Origin of the sequence: Pedobacter gandavensis (genome assembly GCF_032677645.1) — a bacterium.
GTDB lineage: Bacteria > Bacteroidota > Bacteroidia > Sphingobacteriales > Sphingobacteriaceae > Pedobacter > Pedobacter gandavensis_A.
In genome coordinates, this window is sequence record NZ_JAVTSB010000001.1 from 467,344 (window position 1) to 492,944 (window position 25,601).

At 41.5% G+C, this 25,601-nt stretch carries 21 protein-coding genes and 2 tRNA genes; 17 read left to right on the forward strand and 6 right to left on the reverse strand.

Annotated elements, in window-relative coordinates:
- Positions 1 to 20 precede the first annotated feature (20 nt).
- The gene (locus tag R2Q66_RS02020) at positions 21 to 2,300 is read right to left on the reverse strand and encodes a TonB-dependent receptor (protein WP_316746326.1); all 2,280 of its coding nucleotides are present in this window, start codon (positions 2,298 to 2,300) and stop codon (positions 21 to 23) included.
- Positions 2,301 to 2,405: 105 nt separating this feature from the next.
- Between R2Q66_RS02020 and R2Q66_RS02025 the strand changes: the two genes are divergently transcribed.
- From R2Q66_RS02025 to R2Q66_RS02035, 3 genes are read left to right on the forward strand one after another with little or no spacing between them, the layout of a single operon-like run.
- Positions 2,406 to 3,092 carry a metal-dependent transcriptional regulator gene (locus tag R2Q66_RS02025; RefSeq protein ID WP_316746327.1) on the forward strand — a complete coding sequence of 229 codons (687 nt, stop codon included), beginning with the start codon at positions 2,406 to 2,408 and terminating at the stop codon, positions 3,090 to 3,092.
- The gene (locus R2Q66_RS02030) at positions 3,077 to 4,363 is read left to right on the forward strand and encodes a DUF2130 domain-containing protein (RefSeq protein WP_316746328.1); all 1,287 of its coding nucleotides are present in this window, start codon (positions 3,077 to 3,079) and stop codon (positions 4,361 to 4,363) included. The genes R2Q66_RS02025 and R2Q66_RS02030 overlap by 16 nt, the downstream gene beginning before the upstream one ends.
- A 5-nt stretch (positions 4,364 to 4,368) precedes the next feature.
- Positions 4,369 to 4,674, forward strand: coding sequence for a hypothetical protein (locus R2Q66_RS02035; RefSeq protein ID WP_316746329.1), 306 nt, complete (start codon positions 4,369 to 4,371; stop codon positions 4,672 to 4,674).
- Between the two features lie 41 nt (positions 4,675 to 4,715).
- Here R2Q66_RS02035 and rlmF read toward each other — a convergent pair whose 3' ends face one another.
- Positions 4,716 to 5,681 carry a 23S rRNA (adenine(1618)-N(6))-methyltransferase RlmF gene (gene rlmF / locus R2Q66_RS02040; protein ID WP_316746330.1) on the reverse strand — a complete coding sequence of 322 codons (966 nt, stop codon included), beginning with the start codon at positions 5,679 to 5,681 and terminating at the stop codon, positions 4,716 to 4,718.
- A gap of 230 nt (positions 5,682 to 5,911) precedes the next feature.
- Here rlmF and R2Q66_RS02045 point away from each other — a divergent pair, with 230 nt between their 5' ends.
- The 6 genes from R2Q66_RS02045 (at position 5,912) to R2Q66_RS02070 (ending at position 10,402) form a co-directional block, all read left to right on the forward strand.
- Positions 5,912 to 6,268: a diacylglycerol kinase family protein gene (locus tag R2Q66_RS02045; protein WP_316746331.1), complete on the forward strand. Its 357-nt coding sequence runs from the start codon at positions 5,912 to 5,914 to the stop codon at positions 6,266 to 6,268.
- Positions 6,258 to 6,983 (forward strand): DNA repair protein RecO, encoded by a 726-nt coding sequence (gene recO, locus R2Q66_RS02050; protein ID WP_316746332.1) that lies wholly within the window; start codon positions 6,258 to 6,260, stop codon positions 6,981 to 6,983. Before R2Q66_RS02045 ends, recO begins: the two co-directional genes overlap by 11 nt.
- Before the next feature lie 127 nt (positions 6,984 to 7,110).
- A tRNA-Val gene (locus R2Q66_RS02055) sits at positions 7,111 to 7,188 on the forward strand.
- 48 nt (positions 7,189 to 7,236) lie between these two features.
- Positions 7,237 to 7,314 (forward strand) — tRNA-Val (locus R2Q66_RS02060).
- Positions 7,315 to 7,514: 200 nt separating this feature from the next.
- A complete protein-coding gene (locus R2Q66_RS02065; protein ID WP_316746333.1) occupies positions 7,515 to 7,637 on the forward strand; it encodes a hypothetical protein in 123 nt (40 codons plus the stop codon).
- Positions 7,638 to 8,158: 521 nt separating this feature from the next.
- Positions 8,159 to 10,402: a S41 family peptidase gene (locus tag R2Q66_RS02070; RefSeq protein ID WP_316746334.1), complete on the forward strand. Its 2,244-nt coding sequence runs from the start codon at positions 8,159 to 8,161 to the stop codon at positions 10,400 to 10,402.
- A 54-nt stretch (positions 10,403 to 10,456) separates the two neighbouring features.
- Here the strand turns inward: R2Q66_RS02070 and R2Q66_RS02075 are convergent, their stop codons facing one another.
- Positions 10,457 to 11,560 (reverse strand): DNA alkylation repair protein, encoded by a 1,104-nt coding sequence (locus R2Q66_RS02075; protein WP_316746335.1) that lies wholly within the window; start codon positions 11,558 to 11,560, stop codon positions 10,457 to 10,459.
- A 19-nt stretch (positions 11,561 to 11,579) separates the two neighbouring features.
- Positions 11,580 to 12,401, reverse strand: a complete 822-nt coding sequence (locus R2Q66_RS02080; RefSeq protein ID WP_316746336.1) for an ATP-binding protein — start codon at positions 12,399 to 12,401, stop codon at positions 11,580 to 11,582.
- Positions 12,402 to 12,728: 327 nt separating this feature from the next.
- Here R2Q66_RS02080 and R2Q66_RS02085 point away from each other — a divergent pair, with 327 nt between their 5' ends.
- Both R2Q66_RS02085 and eboC read left to right on the forward strand, forming a co-directional pair.
- Positions 12,729 to 13,880 (forward strand): glycoside hydrolase family 105 protein, encoded by a 1,152-nt coding sequence (locus R2Q66_RS02085; RefSeq protein WP_316746337.1) that lies wholly within the window; start codon positions 12,729 to 12,731, stop codon positions 13,878 to 13,880.
- A 267-nt stretch (positions 13,881 to 14,147) separates the two neighbouring features.
- The gene (gene eboC / locus R2Q66_RS02090) at positions 14,148 to 15,041 is read left to right on the forward strand and encodes a UbiA-like protein EboC (RefSeq protein WP_316746338.1); all 894 of its coding nucleotides are present in this window, start codon (positions 14,148 to 14,150) and stop codon (positions 15,039 to 15,041) included.
- A gap of 31 nt (positions 15,042 to 15,072) precedes the next feature.
- Here eboC and R2Q66_RS02095 read toward each other — a convergent pair whose 3' ends face one another.
- The gene (locus R2Q66_RS02095; RefSeq protein ID WP_316746339.1) at positions 15,073 to 16,530 is read right to left on the reverse strand and encodes a PQQ-dependent sugar dehydrogenase; all 1,458 of its coding nucleotides are present in this window, start codon (positions 16,528 to 16,530) and stop codon (positions 15,073 to 15,075) included.
- Between the two features lie 218 nt (positions 16,531 to 16,748).
- Between R2Q66_RS02095 and R2Q66_RS02100 the strand changes: the two genes are divergently transcribed.
- A complete protein-coding gene (locus tag R2Q66_RS02100) occupies positions 16,749 to 19,133 on the forward strand; it encodes a phosphocholine-specific phospholipase C (protein ID WP_316746340.1) in 2,385 nt (794 codons plus the stop codon).
- Between the two features lie 88 nt (positions 19,134 to 19,221).
- Here the strand turns inward: R2Q66_RS02100 and R2Q66_RS02105 are convergent, their stop codons facing one another.
- The gene (locus R2Q66_RS02105; RefSeq protein ID WP_316746341.1) at positions 19,222 to 19,566 is read right to left on the reverse strand and encodes an isoleucyl-tRNA synthetase; all 345 of its coding nucleotides are present in this window, start codon (positions 19,564 to 19,566) and stop codon (positions 19,222 to 19,224) included.
- A 239-nt stretch (positions 19,567 to 19,805) separates the two neighbouring features.
- Between R2Q66_RS02105 and ileS the strand changes: the two genes are divergently transcribed.
- The 5 genes from ileS to R2Q66_RS02130 all read left to right on the forward strand — a co-directional run bounded on the left by ileS (position 19,806) and on the right by R2Q66_RS02130 (position 25,578).
- The gene (ileS, locus tag R2Q66_RS02110) at positions 19,806 to 23,198 is read left to right on the forward strand and encodes an isoleucine--tRNA ligase (RefSeq protein WP_316746342.1); all 3,393 of its coding nucleotides are present in this window, start codon (positions 19,806 to 19,808) and stop codon (positions 23,196 to 23,198) included.
- Positions 23,199 to 23,202: 4 nt separating this feature from the next.
- Positions 23,203 to 23,586, forward strand: a complete 384-nt coding sequence (locus R2Q66_RS02115; RefSeq protein ID WP_062550535.1) for a TraR/DksA family transcriptional regulator — start codon at positions 23,203 to 23,205, stop codon at positions 23,584 to 23,586.
- The gene (locus R2Q66_RS02120; protein WP_316746343.1) at positions 23,586 to 24,188 is read left to right on the forward strand and encodes a lipoprotein signal peptidase; all 603 of its coding nucleotides are present in this window, start codon (positions 23,586 to 23,588) and stop codon (positions 24,186 to 24,188) included. Before R2Q66_RS02115 ends, R2Q66_RS02120 begins: the two co-directional genes overlap by 1 nt.
- A 168-nt stretch (positions 24,189 to 24,356) precedes the next feature.
- Positions 24,357 to 25,061, forward strand: coding sequence for an SIMPL domain-containing protein (locus R2Q66_RS02125; protein WP_316746344.1), 705 nt, complete (start codon positions 24,357 to 24,359; stop codon positions 25,059 to 25,061).
- A gap of 202 nt (positions 25,062 to 25,263) precedes the next feature.
- Positions 25,264 to 25,578 (forward strand): hypothetical protein, encoded by a 315-nt coding sequence (locus R2Q66_RS02130; RefSeq protein ID WP_316746345.1) that lies wholly within the window; start codon positions 25,264 to 25,266, stop codon positions 25,576 to 25,578.
- Positions 25,579 to 25,601: the final 23 nt, after the last annotated feature.

The following is a 25,601-nucleotide window of genomic DNA, read 5'->3' on the forward strand; positions in this document are numbered from 1 at the left end:
CTAAAGTTAAACTTTTCCTATTATTTTATGGTATACCTTATGCCATAAAATAACCTGATATTTTGATTGGGTCCATACACATAATTCGGGTCAAATGTTAAGCCATAAGGATTCCTTTCTGTGGGTTTTACTTGCCCCTTGTCGTCGTAAACCACATTTTTATCGAAAGGATCGTTCGCACCTGCGATGATAAAAGGATTTCCACGGTTCGGTGTCCAGTTCAGCAGGTTTTTTACACCTCCATACAATTCGATACGCTTAAAACCGGTGTAAGTAAACTGGATATTCTGTATGCTCCAGACCGGGGAGAACTCCTCCCTTGGGTCTAGCGGGCCCAGCAATGGCAGTCGCATTGGCGTGTAAATATTGCCCGTATAATCGATTCCCAGATCCAAAGACCTGATCTTATAAGACACCGCCCAGTTGCCGGAAAACTTCTCCGTCAGGATTTGTTGTTTCTTAATCCCATGCTCATAAGTCGCCACATCCTGATAAGTTCCTCCCAATACTACTTTCAGTCCGTTGTTTAAAGCCAGATCCAGGTTGGCCGTAAAACCTTTACTCACCGCATAACCATCCAGGTTATCATAGATGATCTTATTCGGATCGGTATCAAAATCACCAATAATCCGGTTGTTGAAATAAGTATAAAATGCAGAGGTTTCTATACCGAAGTACGTCCCATCCGCAGCATACATTTTCCGCAGGTAATTCAGATTCACATTGTAAGTTTTCTCCGGTTTCAGCTTTGCGGCAATCACCACGTCCCTGGCACCGGTTAAAGCGGCATGGTCTTCGGTAAAAATATTGACCACCCTAAAGCCAGTTCCCGCATTTAAACGGAGGATATTCCGCTCGTTCAGCTTCCATTTATAAGCAGCTCTTGGGGTCAGGATATGACCGTGTAAAGAGTTGTAATCGTAACGGAAACCCGCAAGCACCGTATGTTTATCATTCAGACGTAGTTCATCCTGTATAAATATCCCTGGCAGAAAGATGTTCTTTGCCGGGTTATTCAGGGCCGTAGCCGGCGTATTGTCATCATAATAAGTATAGCGTAATGCTGCTCCTACCAGTAAATCGTGCGACTTGATCTGTTTGTCCCAGGTGAGCTGGCCGAAAGCTACTTTTTGCGTAGCGATATAAGATTTATCACCGTAGCGGCTATCCTGGTCATGGTTATTCGCAGAAAAAGCAAAGAACAGCTTCTCCTTTACCGGCAACTGATAATTTCCAATCAGCTCCCATCTTTTCGTATAAATACTTTCGCCATACACCTCATTTCCGCCACGGTAAGATTTGTTCCAATTCGTTTCGCCACCCCAGCGGTCTTCGTATAAATAGCGGCCTGCTAACGTAAATAATCTGTTTTCTTTGCGCTGGAAATTCCATTTCTGAAACACAGAAATCCGGTCTTGCAGCGTCACATCGGTAAAATTATCATGGTTATGGTCTACCACATTACCGAATTTATAATAGTTGATCCCGGTTAATGCGGTGGCCTTCCCTACTTTCGTTTTCAAGCCCAGGTCTACATTCCATTCATTGTAAGTGGTTCCAAAAATATCCGCAGAAAACAATGGCGCATTCTGTGGTTTTTTAGTGATGATGTTAATCAGTCCACCCACAGCCTCACTCCCATATAGAGAAGAGGCTGGCCCTTTCACAATCTCGATCTGTTCCACCAGCGAATTCGGAATCCCGGAAAGGCCGTAAACGGTCGATAAGCTACTCACTACAGGCATCCCATCAATTAAAATCATGGTATAAGGCCCTTCTAAACCGTTAATATGAATATCTCCCGTATTGCAAATGTTGCAGTTCAGTTGTGGCCTTACGCCATTCACATTTTGCAGGGCATCAAAAATACTGGGTGTTGGGTTTTTCCTGAAAAAAGCAGGCGTATACACTTCTACCGGCACCGGACTTTCCAGGCGGTTCACTTCCTTTAACGTTCCGGTAACGACCACCTCATTCAAATCATTCTGAAAATTACTCAGGTCGAAGTCCAGGTGTAGCTTTTCTCCGGCTTTCAGCACCACGCTTTTTACCATTTTCTTAAAGCCAACTGCAGAAGCCTGAACTTTATAAGTCCCTGCATTTACCCCCGTTAATTCATAAAAACCAGCCGTATCGGTAGTTGCCATGATAGCTGGCTGGCCAACGCTGATATTGACCCCGGGAACTGGATTCCCTTCCGAGATCACCCTGCCGGAGATACCACCATTTTGCGCAAGCGCGGGTAAACTACTGACCAACAACAGCAAAACGACAAGATAAAGAGCAGAAACTGGTTTCATGGTATGTATTTAAATAAAAGTTAGACTAACAAAACATTACAAAACTATAAAAGTTAGACTTACCTAACAAATGTTATTTGACATTTATTGTTTTATATTTGTAGCATGCTATCTTACACGGAAGAAAACTATTTAAAAGCCTTATTGAAACTCAGCTTTCAAAACGAGGACAAGCCTGAGGCTGGCACCAATGAAATGGCGGCTCATTTAGGTGTAAAGCCTGCTACCGCCACGGATATGCTGAAAAAGCTAAAGGAGAAAGAGCTGGTCAATTACAAGAAATATGGAAAGATCTTACTGACGGAATCCGGAAAGCAGCAAGCCCTTGCGATCTTAAGAAAGCACCGTTTATGGGAAACATTTCTTTATGAGAAGCTCGATTTCAGCTGGGATGAAGTTCATGAAGTGGCCGAACAACTGGAACATATCCAGTCTGCCAAGCTGGTAGATAAGCTGGAAGAGTTCCTTGGATTCCCCGAATTTGATCCCCATGGTGATCCGATTCCTAAAGCCAACGGCGACCTTCCCGTATTAGAGAAAATCCTCCTTTCGGAAGTCAAAGAAGGTGAGCTTTGTCAGGTGGTAGCCGTTAAAGACACTTCTACGGTATTCCTGCAATACCTGGAAAAACTACAAATTACCATTGGCACCCCAATAAAAGTATTAGAACGCATAGATTTCGACGGTTCGATGAGCATCCAGATTTCAGATCAGGAAGCCAGAAACGTGTCTATGAAGTTCGCAGAAAGTTTATTCATCACCCTCCATCAGAATATATGTCAACAGAAATAAAATGCCCTAATTGCGCGCATACTTTTCCAATAGAAGAAGTAATGGCTGAGGAATATAAGAAAGACCTCAGAGAGAAGATGGTAACTTTTACGAAGCAAAAGGATGAGGAATACCAGCAGAAACTGAGCAAATTAACGCAACAACAGAAAGAACAGGAACAGACTTTTGAGCAACAGCAAAAAGCACAGGCATTAGCCTTTGAGCAAAAGCTGGCGCAGGAAAAAAAGGTCTTGCAGACTGCGCTGGAAGAAACCTTGCGAAAAAGTATTGCCAGTGATTTTGAGAATAAGCTGGCCATGATGGACAATGCACAGAAGGAATCGGAAGAAAAGCTGAAACTTGCCCGTGCAAAAGAGCTGGATTTCCTGATGAAGGAGAAGGCGATGAAGGAAAAAGAAGAAGAGATGGAACTTCAGCTGCAACGCAAACTACAGGAGCAGCGTGCGGAAATGATCGAGCAGATCAGAAAGCAGGAGTCTGAAAAGAATAACCTGAAAGATACCGAGCATCAGCTTCGCGTAAAAGAACTGGAAAAGCAACTGGATGATCAGAAAAAGCTGGCGGAAGAAATGAAGCGTAAGGCAGAACAGGGATCGATGCAGTTGCAGGGAGAAGTTCAGGAGCTGATCTTAGAAGAACTATTGCGTAATGCCTTCCCTTTCGACCTGATTGCTGAGGTTGGTAAAGGTGTAAGGGGTGCAGATTGTGTGCACCATGTCAGGAATCAGTTTGGCCAGGAATGCGGAAAGATCATTTATGAAAGTAAGCGTACCAAGGATTTCTCGATGGAATGGATTGAGAAACTGAAAAAGGACATGCGCAGCATGGGCGTAGATGTGGCCGTGATTGTAACCCAGACCTATCCGAAAGGAATGGATTGCTTTGGCGAAAAAGACGGTGTTTGGATTTGTTCATTCGAGGAGGTAAAAGCGGTTTCTTACATCCTCAGGGATGGTATTGTGAAGCTATTTGGCGCTGTAAAATCACAGGAAAACCGTGGTGATAAAATGCACATGTTATACGATTACCTGACCAGCAATGAGTTTTCTGAACAATGGAAAGCCATCAGAGAAGGTTTCATGAGCATGAAATTATCGATTCAGAAAGAACGCGATGCCATGGAAAAACTATGGAAAGCAAGAGAAAAACAACTGGAAAAAGTGATGCTGAATGCGGCACATATCCGCGGTTCTATTGAAGGAATTGCGGGTACGGATACCATTCAACTGAGCCTGACCGACGATGAAGATGACGAATTATTATTAGAATAATACCGATGATTTACGCAAAAAAGAAAGTCCTGAATACCGCTAATCTGGCGGCACAAACCGCAAAAATCATTGCGAATGTAAAAGAACTGGAAGAGAAAAATGTGATCCGGATTCAAGGAAATGAGGTGTTTTTATACCCTGAAATATGGAAAGATAAAGCCACGGCCCTGAACTGGATCAAATGTCTTCACCTTTATTGTATGATGAAAAAGCGCTTCAAAGAAAGCGATACCTTATTCTTTAAACATATAGAAACGGAAGCGCCGCTTGGCGCTTTCAAAAACAAAAAGGCAACGGTGCTTATTTTTTAAGCGGCCGTTGCCTTTTTTATAATCGTTAAAATATATTCTCTTTATTTATCAGCTGCTTTCTTTTGCGACCAGCGTGTTGTTTTCCAGTTTACCTGCTCTTCTTTCGTTAAAAACGACCAGGCCAGGAAACGACTGATCTTCTGCCCTTGTGCCATTTCTACTGTTCTGATCTCCACCGGAGCAACCTTATCTAAAGCTGCATATATAAATGGAAGGTGCATACTTTTAGAAACCAGTGTACTGAACCAGAAACATTGTTTACCGATCTCTGCACTCTCCTGAATCATCTTTCTAATGAAACCTACTTCACCACCTTCACACCATAATTCCGCCTGCATACCGCCGAAATTAAGCACAGGAGTCTTACCTCTTTGCGTCCCTAAGTTTCTGGTTTTTCTTTGTGATCCTTCCATTGCTTCTTCCGGAGAACCATGGAAAGGAGGATTACACATCGTGAAATCGAACAACTCGCCCGGCTTAATCACCCCCTTAAAAATCTGATTTTTATGAGGCTGTACCCTTGGAAATACCGCAGCAGCTAAAGAAGGATTGACGGTTGCGATGTTTTTAGCAGATTTTACCGCATAAGCATCTACATCAGAGCCTACAAAAGACCATCCATATTCCTGATGACCGATGATCGGATAAATACAATTGGCACCAACACCGATGTCTAGTCCTTTAACTTTTGCACCTCTCGGCACTGCATTATCATTTCCGGTAGCCATTAAATCCGCCAGGTAATGCAGGTAATCTGCTCTTCCCGGAATTGGCGGACAAAGATACCCTTCAGGAATATCCCAATGGTCTATCTGATAGAAATGTTTAAGTAACGCCTTATTCAACAACCTCACCGCCATGGGATTCGAAAAATCAATTGATTCATCACCATAAGGATTCACCGCCACAAAAGGGCCTAATTCCGGTAATGATTTAATCAGTTCCGGAAAATCATACCTGGAACGGTGCTTGTTTCTTGGGTGTAACTCGTTTTTTTGCATAGACATTACCTTCGGCTAAATGATCGCCAAAGGTAAGGTTATTTTAATTTTGACTCTTGATTATTTTGAGCTTAAACACAGTCATGACTCCCTTATGATCGCTTGGCCATACTCCGGCACAGAAGATTAAGCTATTGTTAACAAATTTTAAAACACGATCCCGTATTTAATAATTGGATATCCAGGAAAGCATGACGTACTTTGCAGGGTTACAAAATAGAAATTGTACCACAGCTATGACTAAATTTATCAAGAGTTTTGGTTACGCGTTTTCTGGAATCGCTTACGCCGGCAAGAGCCAGTTTAATTTCAGGTTCCATTTAGCTGCGCTAACGATTGTTGGCATTGCCGGATGGTATTTTGAATTGAATACGGCAGAGTGGCTTTGGATTATTGCAGCCTCCGGGATTGTATTACTTTCCGAATTGTTCAATACGGCAGTAGAAGTTCTGGTGGATCTGGTTTCTCCGGACATCCATCCGAAAGCAAAAATCATTAAAGATGTGGCTGCGGGAGCAGTATTGATTGCCGCGGTTACCGCTATTTTGATTGGATTGATCATTTTCTACCCAAAAATCGCTCATGCTGCATAAAACCCGTGGTATCGTATTAAAAACAACGCTATATAGTGAAAGTAGCGTGGTGGTGCAGATGTTTACCGAGAAATTCGGGATGCAATCGTACCTGATCAACGGCGTAAAAAAGCCCAGAGCAAAGATCCGGATGAACATGTTGCAACCCCTGCACCTGGTAGATATGGTGGTGTACCATAAAGTAAATTCCAGTATTCAGCGGATTTCTGAACTGAGACCTTCCCCTATTTTTCGCAACATTCCTTATGATATTCTGAAAAGTACGATGGCCATGTTCCTGAATGAGGTGCTGTATAAAAGTATCCGTCAGCAGATGACCGATGAATATTTGTTTGATTTTATCTTCAATGCGGTGTGTTGGTTCGACGAATCTCAAGGTTCAAATGTGAATTTTCACCTGGCTTTCCTGTTAAAATTGTCGCGTTACCTGGGTTTTGCACCGAGTACACAGACAAAAAGCGACCAAAGTTTCTTCGATTTACAGGAAGGTGAGTTTAAATCTTTACCTCCGGTGCATCCTCATTTTATCGAAAAGGACGATGCGGCACTGTTTATTTCACTTTATATTTTGCCTTTTGAAAAAATAATTGAAATAAAGTTAGATAATAAAACACGCAGAAGAATACTTGATAAAATCCTGATTTACTATACCTTACACACTGCTTCTTTTGGAGAAATCCGCTCACATCAGGTCCTGGAAGATATATTATCATAAAATAGTTTAAAATATTTTTGCAAAACTGATTTAAGGGTGTATATTTGCAATCCCAAAACGAAGGTAACTTTGCAAAACGGAAACGGCTTACTCAGCTGGTATTTACTACAAATAGAGTACAGCAGAAGGGAAATTAGCTCAGCTGGTTCAGAGCACCTCGTTTACACCGAGGGGGTCGGGGGTTCGAACCCCTCATTTCCCACCAATAAAAACAGACACTCAACTGTTTTAAAACAAAAAGAGTAAACCAAAAGGGAAATTAGCTCAGCTGGTTCAGAGCACCTCGTTTACACCGAGGGGGTCGGGGGTTCGAACCCCTCATTTCCCACCAAAACCTTTCAGATCTTCTGGAAGGTTTTTTTATGCCCAAAATTTACAACAAGGCCGGGCAGGGCAAAATGGATCAATCCCAAAACTTGTGGAGGAGGCGTTAATAAGATGCTGCGAATCGCATGACCTAAAAACCGCGAAAGCAGTAGAAAAATTCCTGAAACTAAACTAGTAAGGATTAAATACCTAACTTAGAATCAAATGAAACCAGACTTTCCTGGTAAAAGACAAGGACAACAGCTATACTACCGCTATACTGTTGGTATAGTAGTGCTGGTTAACCAGGGCTTGCCGGAGAGCTGCCGGAGGGTTGCTCAGGTATAAGCCCTGATCAACCGTCAGGAACCCCTCTCCAGCCCCTGATCAACTCTTCATCAACCAGCACAACTATAACTATGGTATAGCCATCATTCAGCAGTGCTCCATTAATCCTCCTACAAACCCCTCAACCAGTTCTTCCAGCATTTGCTGATCAGACATCAGCACAAATAATCAGGGAGTAACTAACATTTATGGTAATCAACAGCTGCTAAGAGTTATCCACATTTTCTGCAGAAACACAAAACAACTAATCATTGATTTACAGCTAAATAAATGAAAATTAAACCGAAAAATCCTGTGGATAACCTTGTGTATAACCTGTTGGAAAACTGTTAAGAATAGGTGCATAACCTACCTGAAATAAAGAAATCCTAAAAAAAACACCGCTGAAATTCATAACCAGATAAATTTATATGCAAAATATTTTAATTTATCTCCCATTACATCCTTAATACAGGAAAAAATTGATCATTTTTAAGAAATCAAGGGAAAGATTACACTAAGACACACGCTAACTATCTCAAATGAAAATTAACCAGCTCCTGCGGAAAACAATCATAGCTCCAATAGGGCTGCTGCTTTTTCCATTATATACGTTTTCGCAACTCACAAAACAGCAGGTAAGAAATCTGACTGCCTTTTCAAAAGTTTATGGATATGTTCAGTATTTTCATCCCTCTGATGAATCCAAACTGGGTGCCTGGGACAATATTGCCATCAACGGAAGTCAGTTTGTATTAAATGCTAAAAATGATGCAGAACTTATTGATCAGCTAAATTCCATTTTTCAGCCCATTGCGCCAAGTGCTGAAGTCTATCCCTCAGGAAAAAAAGTGGCCTTTAATCTGAAAAAAATTACGCCGGCTAATCTCAATGGTTATCGGGAAATATCCTGGCAACACCTTGGCTTTAATCTATTTAGTGGATTCATGGACCGCCCATACTACAGCATCAAACTCAACCGGGTTTCTCCATTTGAGCAAAGAAATGATATTCAGACTCCTTTAATAGGTCATATAGAGGTCAGTAAATACCAGGGTATGACCTACGAGTACAGTGTTGAAGCCAGGAAAACTGACCAAACCTTTAAACAAAAAGCCAGTTTTAATTTTTCAGATGCCAGCAACCAAAGTAACCGCACAAAGACCCCGGTTAATGAGGATCAAAATCAACGCTATCATTTCAAAGGAAAAATAGGCGATTCGACCCGAATGATCTCTTTTAATTTAAAAACAAATCTCGGGATTCCGATAGCCCTCGATCAGTCGTCTTTTAAAATTATAGATGGCAAAAATACTTATCCTATTCCCGTACAACGCAGTGATTTGAACGTTGTTGAGGCCAAAAAGCATATCCAACAAGTTGTTTTAGAGCTTAGAACAGACACAGACCTACCGCTTTATGAGCAACATCTGAACATTGGCGACTATATAGACAAGGAGCTGGTTACTGGGATCCGCTTCTTAATGCCCATGGTATTGTATGGAAATGATACGGCTACCTATCCCGTTGCTAATCATTTGAAACAAACTGAGCGCATCCCCAACCTGGTTACGAAAAATCATTTCAGTAAATCCGGGTCTGAATTTCGAGAAGTTAGGTTAGCAGATGTCATCATCTTATGGAATATATTAAAACATTCTTTCCCCTACTGGCAGGACGTGAAAGTCGCTCCGGAGAAAATTCTGGAAGAAGCGCTTCAAGCGGTAAGTAAACCACAATCAACGGCTGCTTTTTTACAAACGATCAAGCGCATGTCTGCTCCATATCAGGACGCCCATATGTTCAACTATATCAAAGACTGGAAGGAGGAAATTTACAGCGCACCGATTTCACTGATTAAAATCAAAGACCAAATCATGGTAAAAGATCTACTTTCAAATGATTTAGGCAACCTCATTCTACCAGGAGATGTGATCCTTGAATTAGATAAGATACCTGTCCGGAAGAAAGTAGACTCCTTAATGAATTTCTTCTCCGGTTCAACGCAAAGTAGAACGATCTATGCGCTTCCGGGATTGGTACAAGGAAAGCAAGGTGATTCCATCAGGATTAAAATAGAACGAAACCAGGAAATAAAAGATATTGTACTCCCAGCAAACCTGCCACCCCAGGCTTTTACACCTGGAAACAGCGGCTATATACAACGCAACAATGGCTGGATCAATCCGGACACCTATTATTTTGATCCCGGCAGAAATGGAGTGGACAGCAATAATATTAAAATACTAAAAACTGCAAAGTCCATCATCTTCGACTTTAGAGGCTACGTAAAGGATCAATCCATCAGTACGGACCTCATTGAAGCCATAATTAAGGATACACTAGTTGCAAACCGGATATTTACTCCGAAGATCTTATACCCTGATTACCAAAACATCAGCTATCAGGAAAATGTAGAAACTTATATTCCAAACCGGGCCAACAGTATCACCGGAAAGCTGGTGTTTTTAACCGATGAGTCTGCAATAAGTGCAGCTGAATCGCTGTTAGGCTTAGTTAAGGATTTTAATTTGGGCACCATTATGGGCAGTCCAACCGCAGGAACAAACGGAGATATAAACATTGCAGTCCTACCTGGTAATTTGGTTTTCTATTACAGCGGCAATCTCGTTAAAAACTCTGATGGCAGCAAGCATCACTTAAAGGGGGTGATCCCTGATATTTATAGTACCCAATCCAGGGAATCCATTACAAAACGAGAAGATTTAATGCTCCTGAAAGCAGTCGAATTTCTCAAAAAAGAAAGCGAATTCCTTAAAAAATAAATAACCTCAAATACTTTCTTTACAAGAAGGTATTTGAGGTTAACAGCTGTTGCTTTATTCCCTTAATTCAAAGTCCTTGATCACCTTTTCTACCCCGTTTACAATAATCGACAACTGTTGAACTCCGGGGTAAAACTTCCTGGTGGTAATCAATTTAAAGCTCTGTTTTTTGGTAACATTCAGTTTTTCGGCCGCAGCATAGCTTTTTTCGCTGATTTTAAACACCTTTTTAGACCAGCTGCCATTTTGCCTTTTATAATAAAGACCGTATTCTAAGCGGATGATTTGCGCTGCTGCGCGTTCATTGAACAGATCAAATGAAAAATGAAGATCGCCACCTATTGGCGTAACCGGCGTTGCGATCAGGAAATTACTGACCTGCACCTCTTCACTTTCCAGTCCGTAATGTTTTAATATTTCTACATGACCCTGCTTTAATAAAGTCCGGCAGCCGTGTTTAATGATCGCATCTGTTTCTTTATGTTTTCCTTTCCATCGCTTTGCAATTTCAATGACCAGATCAGGGTTGTCTTTGGCAATGTCATTGAGGTGATTGGCTACACTCCTCCGCACCCATTCTGAGGGATCATTTTTAAGATTCTCCAACAGGGGAAATACCGGTCTCGGGTCTTTCTTTAATGCCGGTAAGGCCATTGCCCAGGGCAATCTTGGCCGCGTACCTTCCGTGGCAAGCCGCCTCACCTTATCATTTTCATGTAAAGACCATTCCGTCATTTGAGCCAGCATGCGATCGCTATATTTCAGCATAAAGGGCCTTACTGCAAATTCACAGCTGACAAACTGCGTTAGGAAAGCAATGGCTTTCACAGAGTTTTCAAAATCATCGATGCCATAGGTTTCAATATAATCCGGCAGGAACATATAGGCCAGACTATCTTCCGCCTGATGCGCTTCACGAAGCGCCTGAACAGTTTCGGCAATCAGGTTCACCCTTTCCCCATAATCCGCAGGAAGAAATTGATGCAACACCTTTGCCGTATGTCTCATCCTTGCTTTCAGTTCTTTATTTTCAAAGTCCTCATCAAAGATTTCAAGGATGAATTTCTTTTGATCAAAAGCAGGAATGGTTTTGATCAATACGTCCGAAAGCCGCTGATAAAATGCCGGAGAATAAATGTTTTTAAGAAGGTTACTCATAAATTGCAGGTCGTAATTATTATTTCAACTGGTAGGCCATCACTGATTTCTTATAAAAAGTAGGGATAAAAACCACCTTTTTTATAGGATCATAGGCAATATCAGCCGTGTTTTTCTTTTCTAAATGGGTATCCAATAAGACCTCACATTTTCCGTCCGAAGTTACATAATAGATATAACCGCCCCAGCTTGAACAGATAAAATCACCATTTCCGACTGGTTCTAGTCCGTCGCCACCAGCAGGTAATACCGCAATCTGAGTAATCTTTTTGTTTTCATCTGCTTTCAGGAATTGCTTACCGGCCAGAATATACAGGTCTTTTTTTATGGCTTTTAATCCGTTTACCCCGTTCAGACTGTCCATATATAGCGAAGGAACGTTTTTCTCAATCTTAAAGATCTTTTTCATTCTGGTATCAGATACGTAGACAATTCCTTTATCGCTTACGGTGATATCATTTAAGAATTTGGTGTTTTCAATCGGGATTTTTCGGATCACTTTTGCTTTGGCAATATCAATCACCACTACTTCCGTCAGATCCGCAGCATATAAGAGGTTGCCGAATTTCGCCAGGCCTTTTGGCGCGTTTAGTCCGGTTACCCAGTCCAGGTTAATCACTTTTCCATCTGGCTGCATCTTCCCTATTCCTCCAATGCCATCTTTTTCATCCGGCCCGTTTCCCATGATGGAAACATACAGGATATTGGCTTTAGGATCGTGTAACACGGATTCCGGCATATTGACCACACTATCGGTTTCCCAGATTTTTACCAGTTGCTGTTGTGCTTTGAGGGAGATGGACAAAAAGACCATGGCGGTTAAGAAGCAGTATTTTTTCATGTTTATGGGTTGGTTTAAGGCTTGGGGTTTAAGAATTGAATGATTATTTAGGCGTTAAAGGTATTATTTAGGACTGAAGGTATTGTTTCAGTAATAAAACAGGCAATTAAATAATTCTGAGCTTAAAATTACTATTTCAAGTTAGCAAATTAGTAAACTATATCATCAAAAACGATCGATTATCATCGTAAATAGTTAAATATAAGGCAATCAGCAACACACCGGACTTTCAGGAGATCAAATAAAAGCTAACTTTAAATACCTGAAGAAAGAGAAAACAGACCCATATAAACGCCCTGACCAGGCAAAAACAAACCAAGAAACCTCATGAACAACAGCGCTATCATGACCCGCCTAACCAGCCTTATCTTTTCCTTATTCCTTTGCGGAGGCCATAGTTTATATGCACAATCGAAAGCCGCAGACTTAAAAAACTGGCCGGAAGGTAGTTCTCCAAAAGAGATTGGTGCCCGGGTTGCCGCACGCTTCGTGGCCACTCCGCATACTAATTTCAATAAACCAGGGCCGCCAAGGGTGATCACTTATCCGGAATCTGTGGCCTGGTATGGTGCCCTTACTTTTGCAAAATCCACCGGAAATAAAACGCTGGTTAAGCAATTGGCAGATCGTTTTGAACCGTTTTTCGGAGTAGAAGCCAAAATGATTCCGACACCGGATCATGTGGATTACAGTGTTTTTGGCGCTGTTCCCCTGGAGTTGTTCAAACAGACAAAAGACAAGAAATACCTCGATATGGGCCTCGCCATTGCGGATAAACAATGGGGACCACCCGAAGGGCCAAGGGTAAAAGAGGAATCCCACGATTTTTACAATAAAGGCTATACCTGGCAAACCAGGCTGTGGATCGATGATATGTATATGATCACCGCCTTGCAGGCGCAGGCTTACCGCGCTACCGGAGATCAAAAATACATTGATCGTGCCGCTAAAGAAATGGTGTTTTATCTGGACGAACTTCAAAAACCAAACGGCTTATTTTACCATGCACCGGATGTGCCGTATTACTGGGCAAGAGGCGACGGCTGGATGGCAGCAGGTATGGCCGAGTTACTCAGCTCCATGCCGAAAGAACAGCCAAACCGGGCCAGAATCATGAAAGGATACACCGATATGATGGCTTCCCTGCTTAAATATCAAGGTAAAAATGGAATGTGGAACCAGCTGATCGATGATCCGGAAGCATGGCCGGAAACTTCTTCGACAGGAATGTTCACTTTCGCCATGATTAAAGGGGTTAAAAATGGCTGGCTGGACAAAGAAACCTATGGCCAGGCCGCTAGAAACGGTTGGTTAGGTTTGATTAGCTATATCAACTCCGATGCTGATGTTTCTGATGTCTGTGAAGGAACCAACAAAAAGAATGACCGCCAGTATTACCTGGACAGGAAACGAAACACAGGCGACCTTCATGGACAGGCACCGATTTTATGGTGCGCTACCGCATTACTCAGCAAATAAAAATACAGTTCAGCAAAACAAAACACGGGGGCTAAAACCCACATTTTCTATGAAATTGTTACTATTTTTAGAAAAACTACCTTTTAGCCCCTATTTTCAGTAGAAAAAACGTCAGCAAAAGAATAAATCAGGGTTAAATAGGTTTTTTTATCTGTTTATTTGCAGTAATAAACCAACCTAAACTTAATTTACTTTGTTATACGGCAGGAACCTGGCTTTTCAGTGTTATCGTATAATTTAAACCGACCATATTTAAACTGAAATCCTGTGAAGAACCAAATCGCTTATATCACCATCATGCGCCCGGCCAATCTGGTCACGTCTGTTGCAGATGTGCTTGCCGGCGTAGCTATTTCAGGATACTTTTTAACCACTGCTTTCGATTTCGAACACCTCCTTCCTATTTTCTTGCTTTGTATTGCTACGCTGGGACTTTATAGCGGTGGAGTGATCTTTAATGACGTATTTGATGCCGAAAAAGACAAGAAAGAACGTCCGGGGCGTCCAATTCCAAGTGGTGCGATTAGTAAGAATGATGCGGCAGTATTTGGGGGGATATGCTTTACAGTGGGCGTTGTTGCAGCGGCAGCAGTAAACCTGACTGCCCTGGCACTTGCCTTACTGATTTTGATTACCGCCCTAACTTATGATAAATGGTCGAAACACCTGACCGTGATGGGCCCCGTTACGATGGGTTTATGCAGAGGTTTAAACCTCCTTTTAGGGGTGAGTATTTTTTCCAGGTCTCCGGAAATCTGGTGGCTGGTGATCGCCATTATTCCTATTGTTTACATTGCTTCACTCACCATCATCAACAGAAGAAAAGGCGACGATAAAAGTAAAACTACCTTATATCTTGCCGCCTTTTTATATGCTTTTGTGATTGCTTGTATCCTGTTTATCGCCAATAGCAAGGGTTATTTCCTCCTGACGATCCTGTTTGTGGTTCCTTTTTACCTGATGATTTTTACACCTTTATTTAAAGCGCTGGATAATCCTATCGGGGAGAACATCGACAAATCAGTAAAGGCGGGAGTAATTGCACTTATCCTGCTCAATGCCGCATGGGCCAGCGCTTTTGGCATCTGGTATATTGCATTGGCGATCCTGTTATTACTCCCTTTATCCTTATGGCTCAATAAAAACTTTACCGTTAGTTAAAACCTGCGACTTAAAAGCCGGGTTCTAAAAGCTAGTTAACCGGTACCAGTTTGTAAATGATCCCCGGAGATTCTACTGCAATGTAGATATAACCATCTGGTGCCATTCTTACGTCTCTTAATCTGCCGATATTCTTGAAAAGTATCTCTTCCTTAGTCACTTTATTATCTTTTAGCACACTTCTGTTCAGGTATTGAAAACGTAAAGAGCCAGTCAGCAGGTTTCCTTCCCATCCTTTATAACGGTTTCCGGTTACGAAAGCCATACCACTTGGTCCGATGGAAGGAATCCAGTAATGAATTGGTGCGGTAATCCCTTCTTTTTCGGACATTTCAGAAATCACTTTTCCATTGTAATTGATCCCATAGGTGACCAATGGCCAGCCATAGTTTTTACCCGGTTGCACGATATTGATCTCATCGCCACCTCTTGGGCCATGCTCATTTTCCCAGATTTCTCCTGTTTTCGGATGGATGGTCATTCCTTGTGGATTTCTGTTTCCATAAGTATAGATGGAAGCTTCAGCACCTGGAGTTTTCACGAAAGGATTGTCGGCCGGGATGGTTCCATCAGTTTTAATCCTGTGGATCTTTCCTAAATCATTTCCTTTGATCTCCTGAGGATTTTCTTTTTCATTGCCACGTTCTCCAACGGAGATATATAGATATCCGTCTTTACCGAAAGCTAGTCTGGAACCATAATGATGCTGGGTGCGCGACCATGGTTTAGCCACAAATATATCTTTCTGATCGACCAGTTGCTTGCCTTCCAGTTTCGCTTTTAACACGGCTGTAGTGGCCAATACTGCTCCATCTTCTGTTTTAGCTTTCGAATAAGAAAGGTATATGGTTTTATTTTGAGCGAAGTTCGGGTCTAAGACTACGTCCATCAATCCACCTTGTCCTTTATTTAAAAGTGCAGGGAGGCCGCCGATAGTTTGTAGCGATTTGTCTTTTCCAATGCGGTAAAGTTTGCCGGTACGATCGGTTACCAATAGCTCCTGGTTAGGCAGGAAAGCCATTCCCCAGGGTACATCCATTCCTTTGGCTACCGTATCCAGACGGATGGTCATGGTTTCGGTTTTAAAAACATTGCTGGTTGGCTTGCCTGATCCCGCATAGCGGTCTACATTTTTGATGCCTTTTAAGATATAATCGGCCAGTTCTTTAATCTCATTGTCGTTAAATGCGGAGTCGAAAGAAGGCATTCCCTCATTGGCATAACCGTGTTTAATGGCTTTCACGAGGTCTTCTTTTTTGTTTCCATGTTTCCATTGTCGGTCTACAAAAGCATCCATCTTTTCTCCATGGCAACCGCCACAGAAATTACGATAGTTTAGGGCCGCTTTTTCTTCCAGGAAACGAGGATCGGTAAGGCTTGATTTTTTGAATGCTTTTACCGGAGCTTTGAGCTGAGGGGTATCATCAAAGCTCATTAAGGTTGTCAAGACGCCCCCTAGAACGAGTGCGCTGCCAAGATACTTTATCATATTAAAAATCGGTTTAGTGTGTTTAGACACGTAAAATACATATAAATCCAGAGAAAACGGCAGCTCAAATGTGAAGCTTTTCTATAAAAATTGTTACGTTAAGGTGATCATTTCCGGCTTTGTAACATCTTTAGCTCCATAGTCGCCCTTTTTGGTTTAGAAAATTACTTTTTATGGTCAATCTTATTACATTTGGACAGACACACCTACAAACCAACATGAATTCAAGAAGATCATTTTTAAAGAACGCAGCCTTGTTATCGGGTGCTGCCGGACTCCCAAACGTTATTCCCATGTCTATCCAAAAGGCGATGGCCATCAGTGCTGATCCGGGTTCTACCTTTCGCGATGCAGAACATGTGGTCTTCCTGATGCAGGAAAACCGATCATTTGACCATATGTTTGGAAAATTGAAAGGGGTTCGCGGCTTTAATGACCCGAGAACATTTACCCTTCCAAATCAAGATAAGGTCTGGCTACAGAAAGATGCTGCCGGAAAAACTTACGCTCCTTTTCACGTAGACATCAATAAGACTAAAATCACCTGGCAAGGTGGATTACCACATTCCTGGTCCGACCAACTGGCCGCGCGTAATCATGGTAAATACGACAAATGGGTACCGGTAAAATCGCACATGGCCCTTGGTTATTACGACCGAACTGATGTTCCTTTTTATTATGCCATGGCTGATGCCTTCACCATTTGCGACCATAATTTCTGCTCTTCCTTAACCGGTACTACGCCAAACCGGTTGTTTTTCTGGACGGGGACGATTCGTCCGGAGCAAAACGGAACTTCCATTGCGGCAGTCAACAACTCCCAGGCAGAATCCCGGGAGAATGCTTTTGTAGACTGGGATACTTTCCCGGAATTACTGGAGGACAATGACGTAAGCTGGAAAATCTATCAGAATGAGATCTGGACAGCCGATATTCCAGGAAATACAGTAGACGATTGGCTGGGTAATTATGGCGATAATGCCATTGAATATGTGAAACGCTACAATGTAAAACTTGCGGCTTACTTCCGAAAAAATGGCGATAAAACGTCTAAACCGCCTCTTACTGCGGCAGAAGTAACCGATAAATACAATAAATTGACCGATAGGGAGAAAAACCTGATCGACAAAGCTTTCGCCAGTAACATCAATGCAGCAGAAAATTACCTGGAGCTTGCTCCTTTCTCCTTTACGGATGATCAAGGGGTTGCGCAAACGGTAAACATCCCGAAAAACGATATATTTCATCAGTTCCGTTCCGATGTAGACAACGGAAAATTACCTACCGTTTCCTGGTTGGTGGCTCCACAAAGGTTTTCTGACCATACCAGTTCTCCGCTATATGGCACCTGGTATGTTTCTGAGGCGATAGATATCCTGACGAAAAACCCTGAGGTTTGGAAAAAGACAATTTTCATTTTGACTTACGATGAGAATGATGGTTATTTCGACCATATTCCTCCTTATGTGGTGCCGAAACCCGGCGATGCCGGTTCCGGAAAAGTTTCAGAGAAGATTGACATTTCCCCGGATTATGAATTGAAAAAAGACAGTCCGATTGGATTGGGTTACCGCGTTCCGATGGTGGTTGCTTCTCCATGGAGCAAGGGCGGTTTTGTGAATTCGCAGGTATTTGACCATACTTCCTGTTTGATGTTTTTAGAAAATTTTGTCAGTCAGAAGACCGGTAAAAATATCAGAAGTAAAAACATCAGCAGCTGGAGAAGGGCGATTTGTGGAGATTTAACTTCTGTTTTCAGACCTGCAAAAGCAGCTATGGCGAAGCCTTTGGAAGCTTTGAAAAAAGAAACGGTGATCACCGGAATTCAGAATGCAAAGAATAAACCGGCGCAGGTGAAACCGGATGCTTTAACCGCAGCCGAGATTGCTGCGATCAATAGTCACGATGCTTTTGATGCTGCTTCCCCATCGGCCATGCCGCAACAGGAAAAAGGAACAAAACCTGCTTGTGCGCTACCCTACCAGCTTTTTGCTGATGCACACCTGAATGCGGATAAGAAAACCATTGTGGTAGATTTTGAGTCGGGGAAAGGTAATTTCGGACAAAAATTAGTGCCGGTAGGTGCACCATTTTCAATGTACAGCAGAGTCAATTATCACCATGCTCCGGGGAAAACCTGGTCTTATGCGGTAGTTGCCGGTGATCATATTGCAGATCAATTGAAACTTTCTGATTTTGAAAAAGACAATTATCATTTGTGTATCAATGGTCCGAATGGGTTTTTCCGCCAGTTTAAAGGAAATCAGCATGATCCTGCTTTGAAAACAAGCTGCGGTTATGAAGTTTCCGGTTTACTGAGCAAAAAAGGCACCGGAAATATCCAGTTGTTACTGGAAAATGAGGGTTCTTCGCCATTAAAAGTAAAAATTAAAGACCTGACTTATCAAAAGAACAAAAATCAGGAGATTACAGTACCGGCAAAAGGGAAAGCAAAAGTGATTGTTGATTTACAAAAAAGCGGGTCATGGTACGATTTCTCCATTGAAGTGGATGGCCATGCTGGTTTTAGTAAACACTATGCCGGCCATGTAGAAACCGGTGAAGTGGGAATTACTGACCCTTATATGGGAGGCGTTCTTTAAAAAACATCATCAAAAGACTTCATCCTAAAGATAGCATCCTGAACAAGGATCAATTGAATAACCCCCGGATTTTAACAAGATTTGGGGGTTATTTTATTCCCGTTGTTGCCGGGTTCGCTTCCGGTACAATTTCAAGTTCTTCCTTTTCCAGTTCTTCTTTAATTTCTTTTTGTTCCTCTTTAATTTCCTGTGCTATGTCCATTTCTTCCTGCTTCTCCGGATCGAGTTCTACCCTACCGAGTTCATCTTCTTTGGCAGTCCATAAGGGATAAAGGAAAAGAATAGCGGCGGCCATGAAAAACACACCTGAAACCTCAAGTGCATATCTGCTGCCCAGCTGATCTGTTGTCGCCATGATGATATAGACAACCAATGCGATTACCCCCAGGATAATGGCGTATACGGCTTTCTGAAGTTTCATTACTTTGATCATAATAGGAGGTCATTAGTTTAGGCTTTAGTGTTAACAAAAACCAAACCAATTGTTTAAAAAGAAATCGGCCGCTACCCCCTTAACGAACATATAAATCTATTTTTTTTCCTAATTTACGTGCTGAATAATAATAACCTTCGGTTTGCGGGGGTTCCCGGCGTATTGCTGTGGATAAAACTGCGTTTTTAAATTCTAAAAATGTAACTTTGCAACCTTAATTTTTTGGAGATACTTGATTGATGTATAGGGAATTTAAACAGCTGGAACTAGCGAAAATAGGAAAAGATATACTTGAATTTTGGAAGGCGGAAAACATCTTTGAGAAGAGTATTTCTACGCGTTCAAAATCGAACCCATTCACGTTTTATGAGGGCCCGCCTTCTGCAAACGGAATGCCGGGGATTCACCATGTGATGGCGCGTGCAATTAAAGATATTTTTTGCCGTTACAAAACATTAAAAGGATATCAGGTAAAGCGTAAAGGCGGATGGGATACCCATGGATTGCCAATTGAGCTTGCTGTAGAGAAGAAATTAGGTATTACTAAAGAAGATATCGGAAAGAAAATTTCCGTAGAAGAATACAATACGGCCTGTAAAGAGGAGGTGATGAAATACACAGATGTATGGAATGACCTGACCGAAAAAATGGGCTATTGGGTAGATTTAGAAAACCCGTATGTAACCTACGAAAGCGACTATATTGAGTCCTTATGGTCGATTTTAAAATCGTTCTACGACAAAGGCCTTTTATACAAAGGTTATACCGTACAACCTTATTCTCCTGCCGCAGGAACGGGATTAAGCTCGCATGAGCTGAACCAACCGGGTACGTACAAAATGTTGAAAGACACTTCGATCACGGCTCAGTTTTTCCTTAAAAAAGACCAGAATCATCCTTTGATGGCTGATCTTTTTGAAAATGCAGCAGAAGAAACGGCAATCATTGCCTGGACTACTACCCCATGGACTTTACCTTCCAACTGTGCTTTGGCCGTTGGCGAGAAAATCACCTATGTGAAAGTGAAAACGTTTAACCCTTATACTTTCCTTCCGGTAAGTGTGATTCTGGCCAAAGATCTGGTAGGAAAACACTTTAAAGCGGATGCCGCAGCAATTGCGATGGAAGATTATAAAGGTGGTGATAAACTGATCCCATGGACTATTGCGAAAGAATTTACCGGTAAAGACCTGATTGGTTTACATTATCATCAATTGATGCCTTATGTAACGAATGAGGATCTGGAAGCCAATGCTTTCCGCGTGATTTCTGGTGATTTTGTGACTACAGAAGACGGTACTGGTATCGTACATACCGCTTCAATATTTGGTGCAGACGATTTTCGTATCGCCAAAGAGGCTGGTGTTCCTTCCGTTTTGATCAAAGATGAAAATGGTAATGATGCGCCTTTAGTTGACAAACAAGGTAGGTTTGTAAATGAGGTGACTGATTTTGCCGGTCGCTATGTAAAAGAAGAATACTATTCGGACGAAGAGCGTGCTGCTGCTGATTTTAAACCTACTGATGTATTAATCGCCATCAAATTAAAAGAAGACAACAAAGCTTTTGACGTTAAGAAATATGAACACAGTTACCCACATTGCTGGAGAACTGATAAGCCAATCCTTTATTACCCTCTAGACAGCTGGTTCATCAGAACGACTTCTGTAAAAGAGAAAATGGTGGCTTTAAATAAAACCATTAACTGGAAACCTGAGGCAACCGGAACAGGCCGTTTTGGCAACTGGCTGGAAAACCTGGTAGACTGGAACCTTTCGCGCTCGCGCTATTGGGGTACTCCGCTACCGATCTGGCGTACAGAAGATGGTAAGCAGGAAAAATGTATCGGTTCTGTTGCAGAATTGAATGCTGAAATTCAGAAATCTGTTGCCGCAGGGTATATGGAAGCTGGTTTTGAGCTGAAAGACATGCACCGTCCGTATGTGGATGAGGTGATCCTGACTGCTGAGAACGGCGAAAGAATGGTCCGTGAGTTAGACCTGATCGACGTTTGGTTCGACAGTGGTGCCATGCCTTATGCACAATGGCATTTCCCTTTTGAGAACAAAGAAGAATTTGAAAACGCTTATCCTGCTGATTTTATCGCCGAAGGTGTGGATCAGACACGTGGCTGGTTCTTTACTTTACATGCCATTGCGGTGATGTTAAGTGAGTCTAGTGAGGAAATTAAAGCAATCAATGAAAGAGTAGGAAATCCTGGTGTTGCGTTTAAAAACGTAATTTCTAACGGTTTGGTACTGGATAAAAACGGCAACAAAATGTCTAAGCGATTGGGCAATGGTGTGGATCCTTTCAGTACAATTGAGACCTATAGTGCGGATGCAACACGTTGGTACATGATCAGCAATGCATCACCATGGGATAACCTTAAATTTAACACGGATGGTATCGATGAGGTTCGCCGTAAGTTTTTTGGCACCCTTTATAACACGTATTCTTTCTTCGCTTTATATGCCAACATTGATAAGTTTGTGATTGATGAGGAAAATCAAACGCCTGTCGCGGAACGTAGCGAATTAGACCGTTGGATTTTATCTTTATTGCAGACGCTGATTGCTGAAGTTGATGAAAACTACCAGGCTTATGAGCCTACTAAGGCTTCGAGAGCGATCCAGACTTTTGTAGATGAGCATTTGAGTAACTGGTATATCCGTTTATCACGCCGCCGTTTCTGGAAAGGTGAGATGACTGCGGATAAAAAAGCAGCTTACGAGACCTTATATACTTGTTTAACGGGCATCGCACAGATCATGTCGCCGGTAGCACCTTTCTTCTCGGATTGGTTGTTCCAGAATCTTTCTGTAACGGCTAAAGATGCTTTAGAATCTGTTCACTTAACGTTGTGGAATGAAGCAGACCTTTCTTTGATTGATACTTCACTGAACGAGCGTATGGAACTGGCACAAAACATCTCTTCGATGGTGCTTTCTTTACGTAAAAAGAGCAGCATTAATGTTCGTCAGCCCTTAGCGAAGATTTTAATTCCGGTATTGGATAAGAAATTTGAGGAGCAGGTAGAATTGGTAAAAGAGCTGATTTTGTCGGAAACCAATATTAAATCAATTGAGTATATTACAGACACTGCAGGTTTCATCAAGAAAAAAATCAAGCCTAACTTTAAAGCTTTAGGGCCTAAGGTTGGTAAGGAAATGAAAATGGTGGCCGACCTGATCAGTAACATGAGTCCGGAAGATCTAGCTGGTTTTGAAGCTACTGGTGAATACCAGATTCCAAACACGGCTTACGTGGTTCAATTGTCTGATGTGGAGATCATTGCAGAAGACATTCCGGGATGGCAAGTAACTAATCTGGGTAACTTAACGGTGGCTTTAGATGTTACGATTACTCCGGAGTTGAAGCAAGAAGGTTTATCGCGTGAGCTAATAAATAGAATCCAGAACTTAAGAAAAGAATTAAACTTTGAAGTTACAGATCGCATTACAGTGTCTTTACAGAACGATAATCTGATTGCCAGTGCAGTAGCTGAAAATAAAATATATATTTGTTCAGAAACTTTAGCGGATAAAATTAATTTAATAGATAATTTAGAAGGTGGAAACAAAATCGTCATTGATGATGTTGAACTAGATATTTCGATCGCAAAACAATAATATTATGGAAAAAGCTACAAAAACACGGTATTCAGATAGTGAACTTCAAGAGTTTAAAGAACTTATTCAAGGAAAACTACGTATGGCGAGAGAAGAATTTCTTTCACTGACCAGCTCATTAAGTAGCCCGAACTCTAACGGAACTGAAGATACTTCAGGAACTTATAAAACTTTAGAAGATGGCTCTGCAACTTTAGAGAAAGAACAATTGAATCAGCTGGCTGCACGTCAGAAGAAATTCATTGAAAATCTTGAAGCGGCACTAGTACGTATTGAGAACAAAACTTATGGCATTTGCCGCGAAACAGGTAAGCTGATTCAAAAGGAACGTCTTCGTGCGGTTCCTCATGCGACCCTGAGTATGGAAGCAAAATTGAAGCAGAGCTAATGAAGGGATACACTAAACCTTTATTGATTATCTTTTTGATTTTAATCGCCGACCAGCTGATTAAAACATGGGTAAAGACTAATATGTACCTTGGACAGGAGTTCAAGATTATCGGAGACTGGTGTATTATCCACTTCACGGAGAACAATGGAATGGCTTTCGGGCTTGAATTTGGTGGAGAATTTGGAAAACTATCCCTTTCTTTATTTAGAATTGCTGCGGTAGCAGGTATCGGTTATGGTTTACATTACCTGATCCAGAGAAAATACCACAGAGGCTTAATTATGAATGTAGCCCTGATCTTCGCCGGCGCATTGGGCAATATTATTGACTCAGTGTTCTATGGTAAGATCTACGGATACGCTGGTTGGTTTCATGGAAGAGTAGTAGACATGTTCTACTTCCCGCTGGTAGAAGGCGTGTTTCCTAAATGGGTACCCATCTGGGGTGGCGAAGATTATATCTTCTTCAGACCGGTATTTAACCTTGCTGATGCAGCCATTTCTATTGGTGTGGTGTTGATCCTGATCTATCAGAAGTCTTACTTCAAGGAAGAGATCAATGAAGAGATTGGCATTAACAATGAAATCGCAGAAGATTAATTAAAATATAAAATCTGATGAGCCCGTAAAGCAATTGCTTTACGGGCTTTTTTGTTTCTCATTATGAATGAGTTAAACGATATTTGATAAATTATATCAGCGACTGCTATGGAATTGGTCCGATATTTACATCTTCTTACCAAATACATTACAAGAAAAACATCTATTATGAAAAAGTTATTTGCCCTTGCCTTTGTTGCCTTATTCAGTTTAAGTGCCATGGCTCAACAAGTAGACCTGAGAAAAAAGATTAGTGTGAGCGGTTCTGCCGAAACAGAGGTTACTCCGGATATCATTTACATCAGCATCTCCCTGAAAGAATATTTAAAAGATAACAACAGCAAGAAAAAAGTAGACATCACTACTTTAGAAAACCAGTTGTATACCGCTATTCAGGAAGCTGGAATTCCAAAAGAGAATTTAACAATCAATAATTTATCGGGTTATACCGTAGCACAGAAAAAGAAAAATCCTGATTTTCTGGTGAGCAAACAATACCGTTTAAAAGTAGGCGACCTGAATAAATTCAATGAGATCATTGGCGATATCGATCCGAAAGGCGTTGCTTATACCAATATCGATAGCTACGATTATTCGAAAATTGAAGCCTTGAAAAAAGAATTGAAAATTAAAGCACTGCAAGCTGCGAAAGCAAAAGCAACTTACCTGGTGGAAGCTATTGGCGATAAGTTAGGAAGCGTAATTGACATTCAGGAGCTGAACAATGAGTCTTTCCCACAGCCAATGTACCGCAATGTGATGATGATGAAATCGTCAGAAAGTGCAGATATGGCCGGTGCCCCTGCTCCGGAGATCGATTTCAAAAAGATTAAACTGAATTACACCATGAATACGGTGTTTGAAATTAAGTAAGCTGACCTGTGGAACACACACTTTCTGTTTGTTCGCTTAGTTTTAGCAGCCGGCATAGAAATTAATTTATATTTCCTATATGCCTCAGGCATACTAAAATTAACAGCTTTTGAAGCTCAGAATCCTTAATAAAAAACCTACCAATATTTTTTGGTAGGTTTTTTGTTTATCAGGTAATTGTAAGTTATAAAACCTTAATCACATGAAAAAATTCATCTACTCATTAGCCTTAATTTTTATGCTGGGCGTTAGCGCAAACACTGTTGTTGCGGCTGGGAAACCTGAAAAAAGTAAAACGGAAATGACCGCGGAACAACAGGTTCAATTGAAAAGAATTACAGAACGTGTAGAGGAAATCAGGTCGATGGATAAATCTAATTTATCCAAAACAGAGAAAAAAGAACTGCGTAAAGAACTTAGAGAGTTGAAAAAACAATCTAAAGCTGTAGGTGGTGGTGTTTATCTTTCTGTTGGCGCGATTATCATTATCATTCTGTTGTTAATCTTAATTTTATAATAGTATCATCTACCGATGAATAA

What these genes read in the sequence shown, in the direction of transcription:
- R2Q66_RS02020 (WP_316746326.1), bottom strand. Translation starts at nt 2,300, where the DNA reads ATGAAACCAGTTTCTGCTCTTTATCTTGTCGTTTTGCTGTTGTTGGTC.
- R2Q66_RS02025 (WP_316746327.1), top strand. Translation starts at nt 2,406, where the DNA reads ATGCTATCTTACACGGAAGAAAACTATTTAAAAGCCTTATTGAAACTC.
- R2Q66_RS02030 (WP_316746328.1), top strand. Translation starts at nt 3,077, where the DNA reads ATGTCAACAGAAATAAAATGCCCTAATTGCGCGCATACTTTTCCAATA.
- R2Q66_RS02035 (WP_316746329.1), top strand. Translation starts at nt 4,369, where the DNA reads ATGATTTACGCAAAAAAGAAAGTCCTGAATACCGCTAATCTGGCGGCA.
- rlmF (WP_316746330.1), bottom strand. Translation starts at nt 5,681, where the DNA reads ATGTCTATGCAAAAAAACGAGTTACACCCAAGAAACAAGCACCGTTCC.
- R2Q66_RS02045 (WP_316746331.1), top strand. Translation starts at nt 5,912, where the DNA reads ATGACTAAATTTATCAAGAGTTTTGGTTACGCGTTTTCTGGAATCGCT.
- recO (WP_316746332.1), top strand. Translation starts at nt 6,258, where the DNA reads ATGCTGCATAAAACCCGTGGTATCGTATTAAAAACAACGCTATATAGT.
- R2Q66_RS02065 (WP_316746333.1), top strand. Translation starts at nt 7,515, where the DNA reads ATGAAACCAGACTTTCCTGGTAAAAGACAAGGACAACAGCTATACTAC.
- R2Q66_RS02070 (WP_316746334.1), top strand. Translation starts at nt 8,159, where the DNA reads ATGAAAATTAACCAGCTCCTGCGGAAAACAATCATAGCTCCAATAGGG.
- R2Q66_RS02075 (WP_316746335.1), bottom strand. Translation starts at nt 11,560, where the DNA reads ATGAGTAACCTTCTTAAAAACATTTATTCTCCGGCATTTTATCAGCGG.
- R2Q66_RS02080 (WP_316746336.1), bottom strand. Translation starts at nt 12,401, where the DNA reads ATGAAAAAATACTGCTTCTTAACCGCCATGGTCTTTTTGTCCATCTCC.
- R2Q66_RS02085 (WP_316746337.1), top strand. Translation starts at nt 12,729, where the DNA reads ATGAACAACAGCGCTATCATGACCCGCCTAACCAGCCTTATCTTTTCC.
- R2Q66_RS02095 (WP_316746339.1), bottom strand. Translation starts at nt 16,530, where the DNA reads ATGATAAAGTATCTTGGCAGCGCACTCGTTCTAGGGGGCGTCTTGACA.
- R2Q66_RS02100 (WP_316746340.1), top strand. Translation starts at nt 16,749, where the DNA reads ATGAATTCAAGAAGATCATTTTTAAAGAACGCAGCCTTGTTATCGGGT.
- R2Q66_RS02105 (WP_316746341.1), bottom strand. Translation starts at nt 19,566, where the DNA reads ATGATCAAAGTAATGAAACTTCAGAAAGCCGTATACGCCATTATCCTG.
- ileS (WP_316746342.1), top strand. Translation starts at nt 19,806, where the DNA reads ATGTATAGGGAATTTAAACAGCTGGAACTAGCGAAAATAGGAAAAGAT.
- R2Q66_RS02115 (WP_062550535.1), top strand. Translation starts at nt 23,203, where the DNA reads ATGGAAAAAGCTACAAAAACACGGTATTCAGATAGTGAACTTCAAGAG.
- R2Q66_RS02120 (WP_316746343.1), top strand. Translation starts at nt 23,586, where the DNA reads ATGAAGGGATACACTAAACCTTTATTGATTATCTTTTTGATTTTAATC.
- R2Q66_RS02125 (WP_316746344.1), top strand. Translation starts at nt 24,357, where the DNA reads ATGAAAAAGTTATTTGCCCTTGCCTTTGTTGCCTTATTCAGTTTAAGT.
- R2Q66_RS02130 (WP_316746345.1), top strand. Translation starts at nt 25,264, where the DNA reads ATGAAAAAATTCATCTACTCATTAGCCTTAATTTTTATGCTGGGCGTT.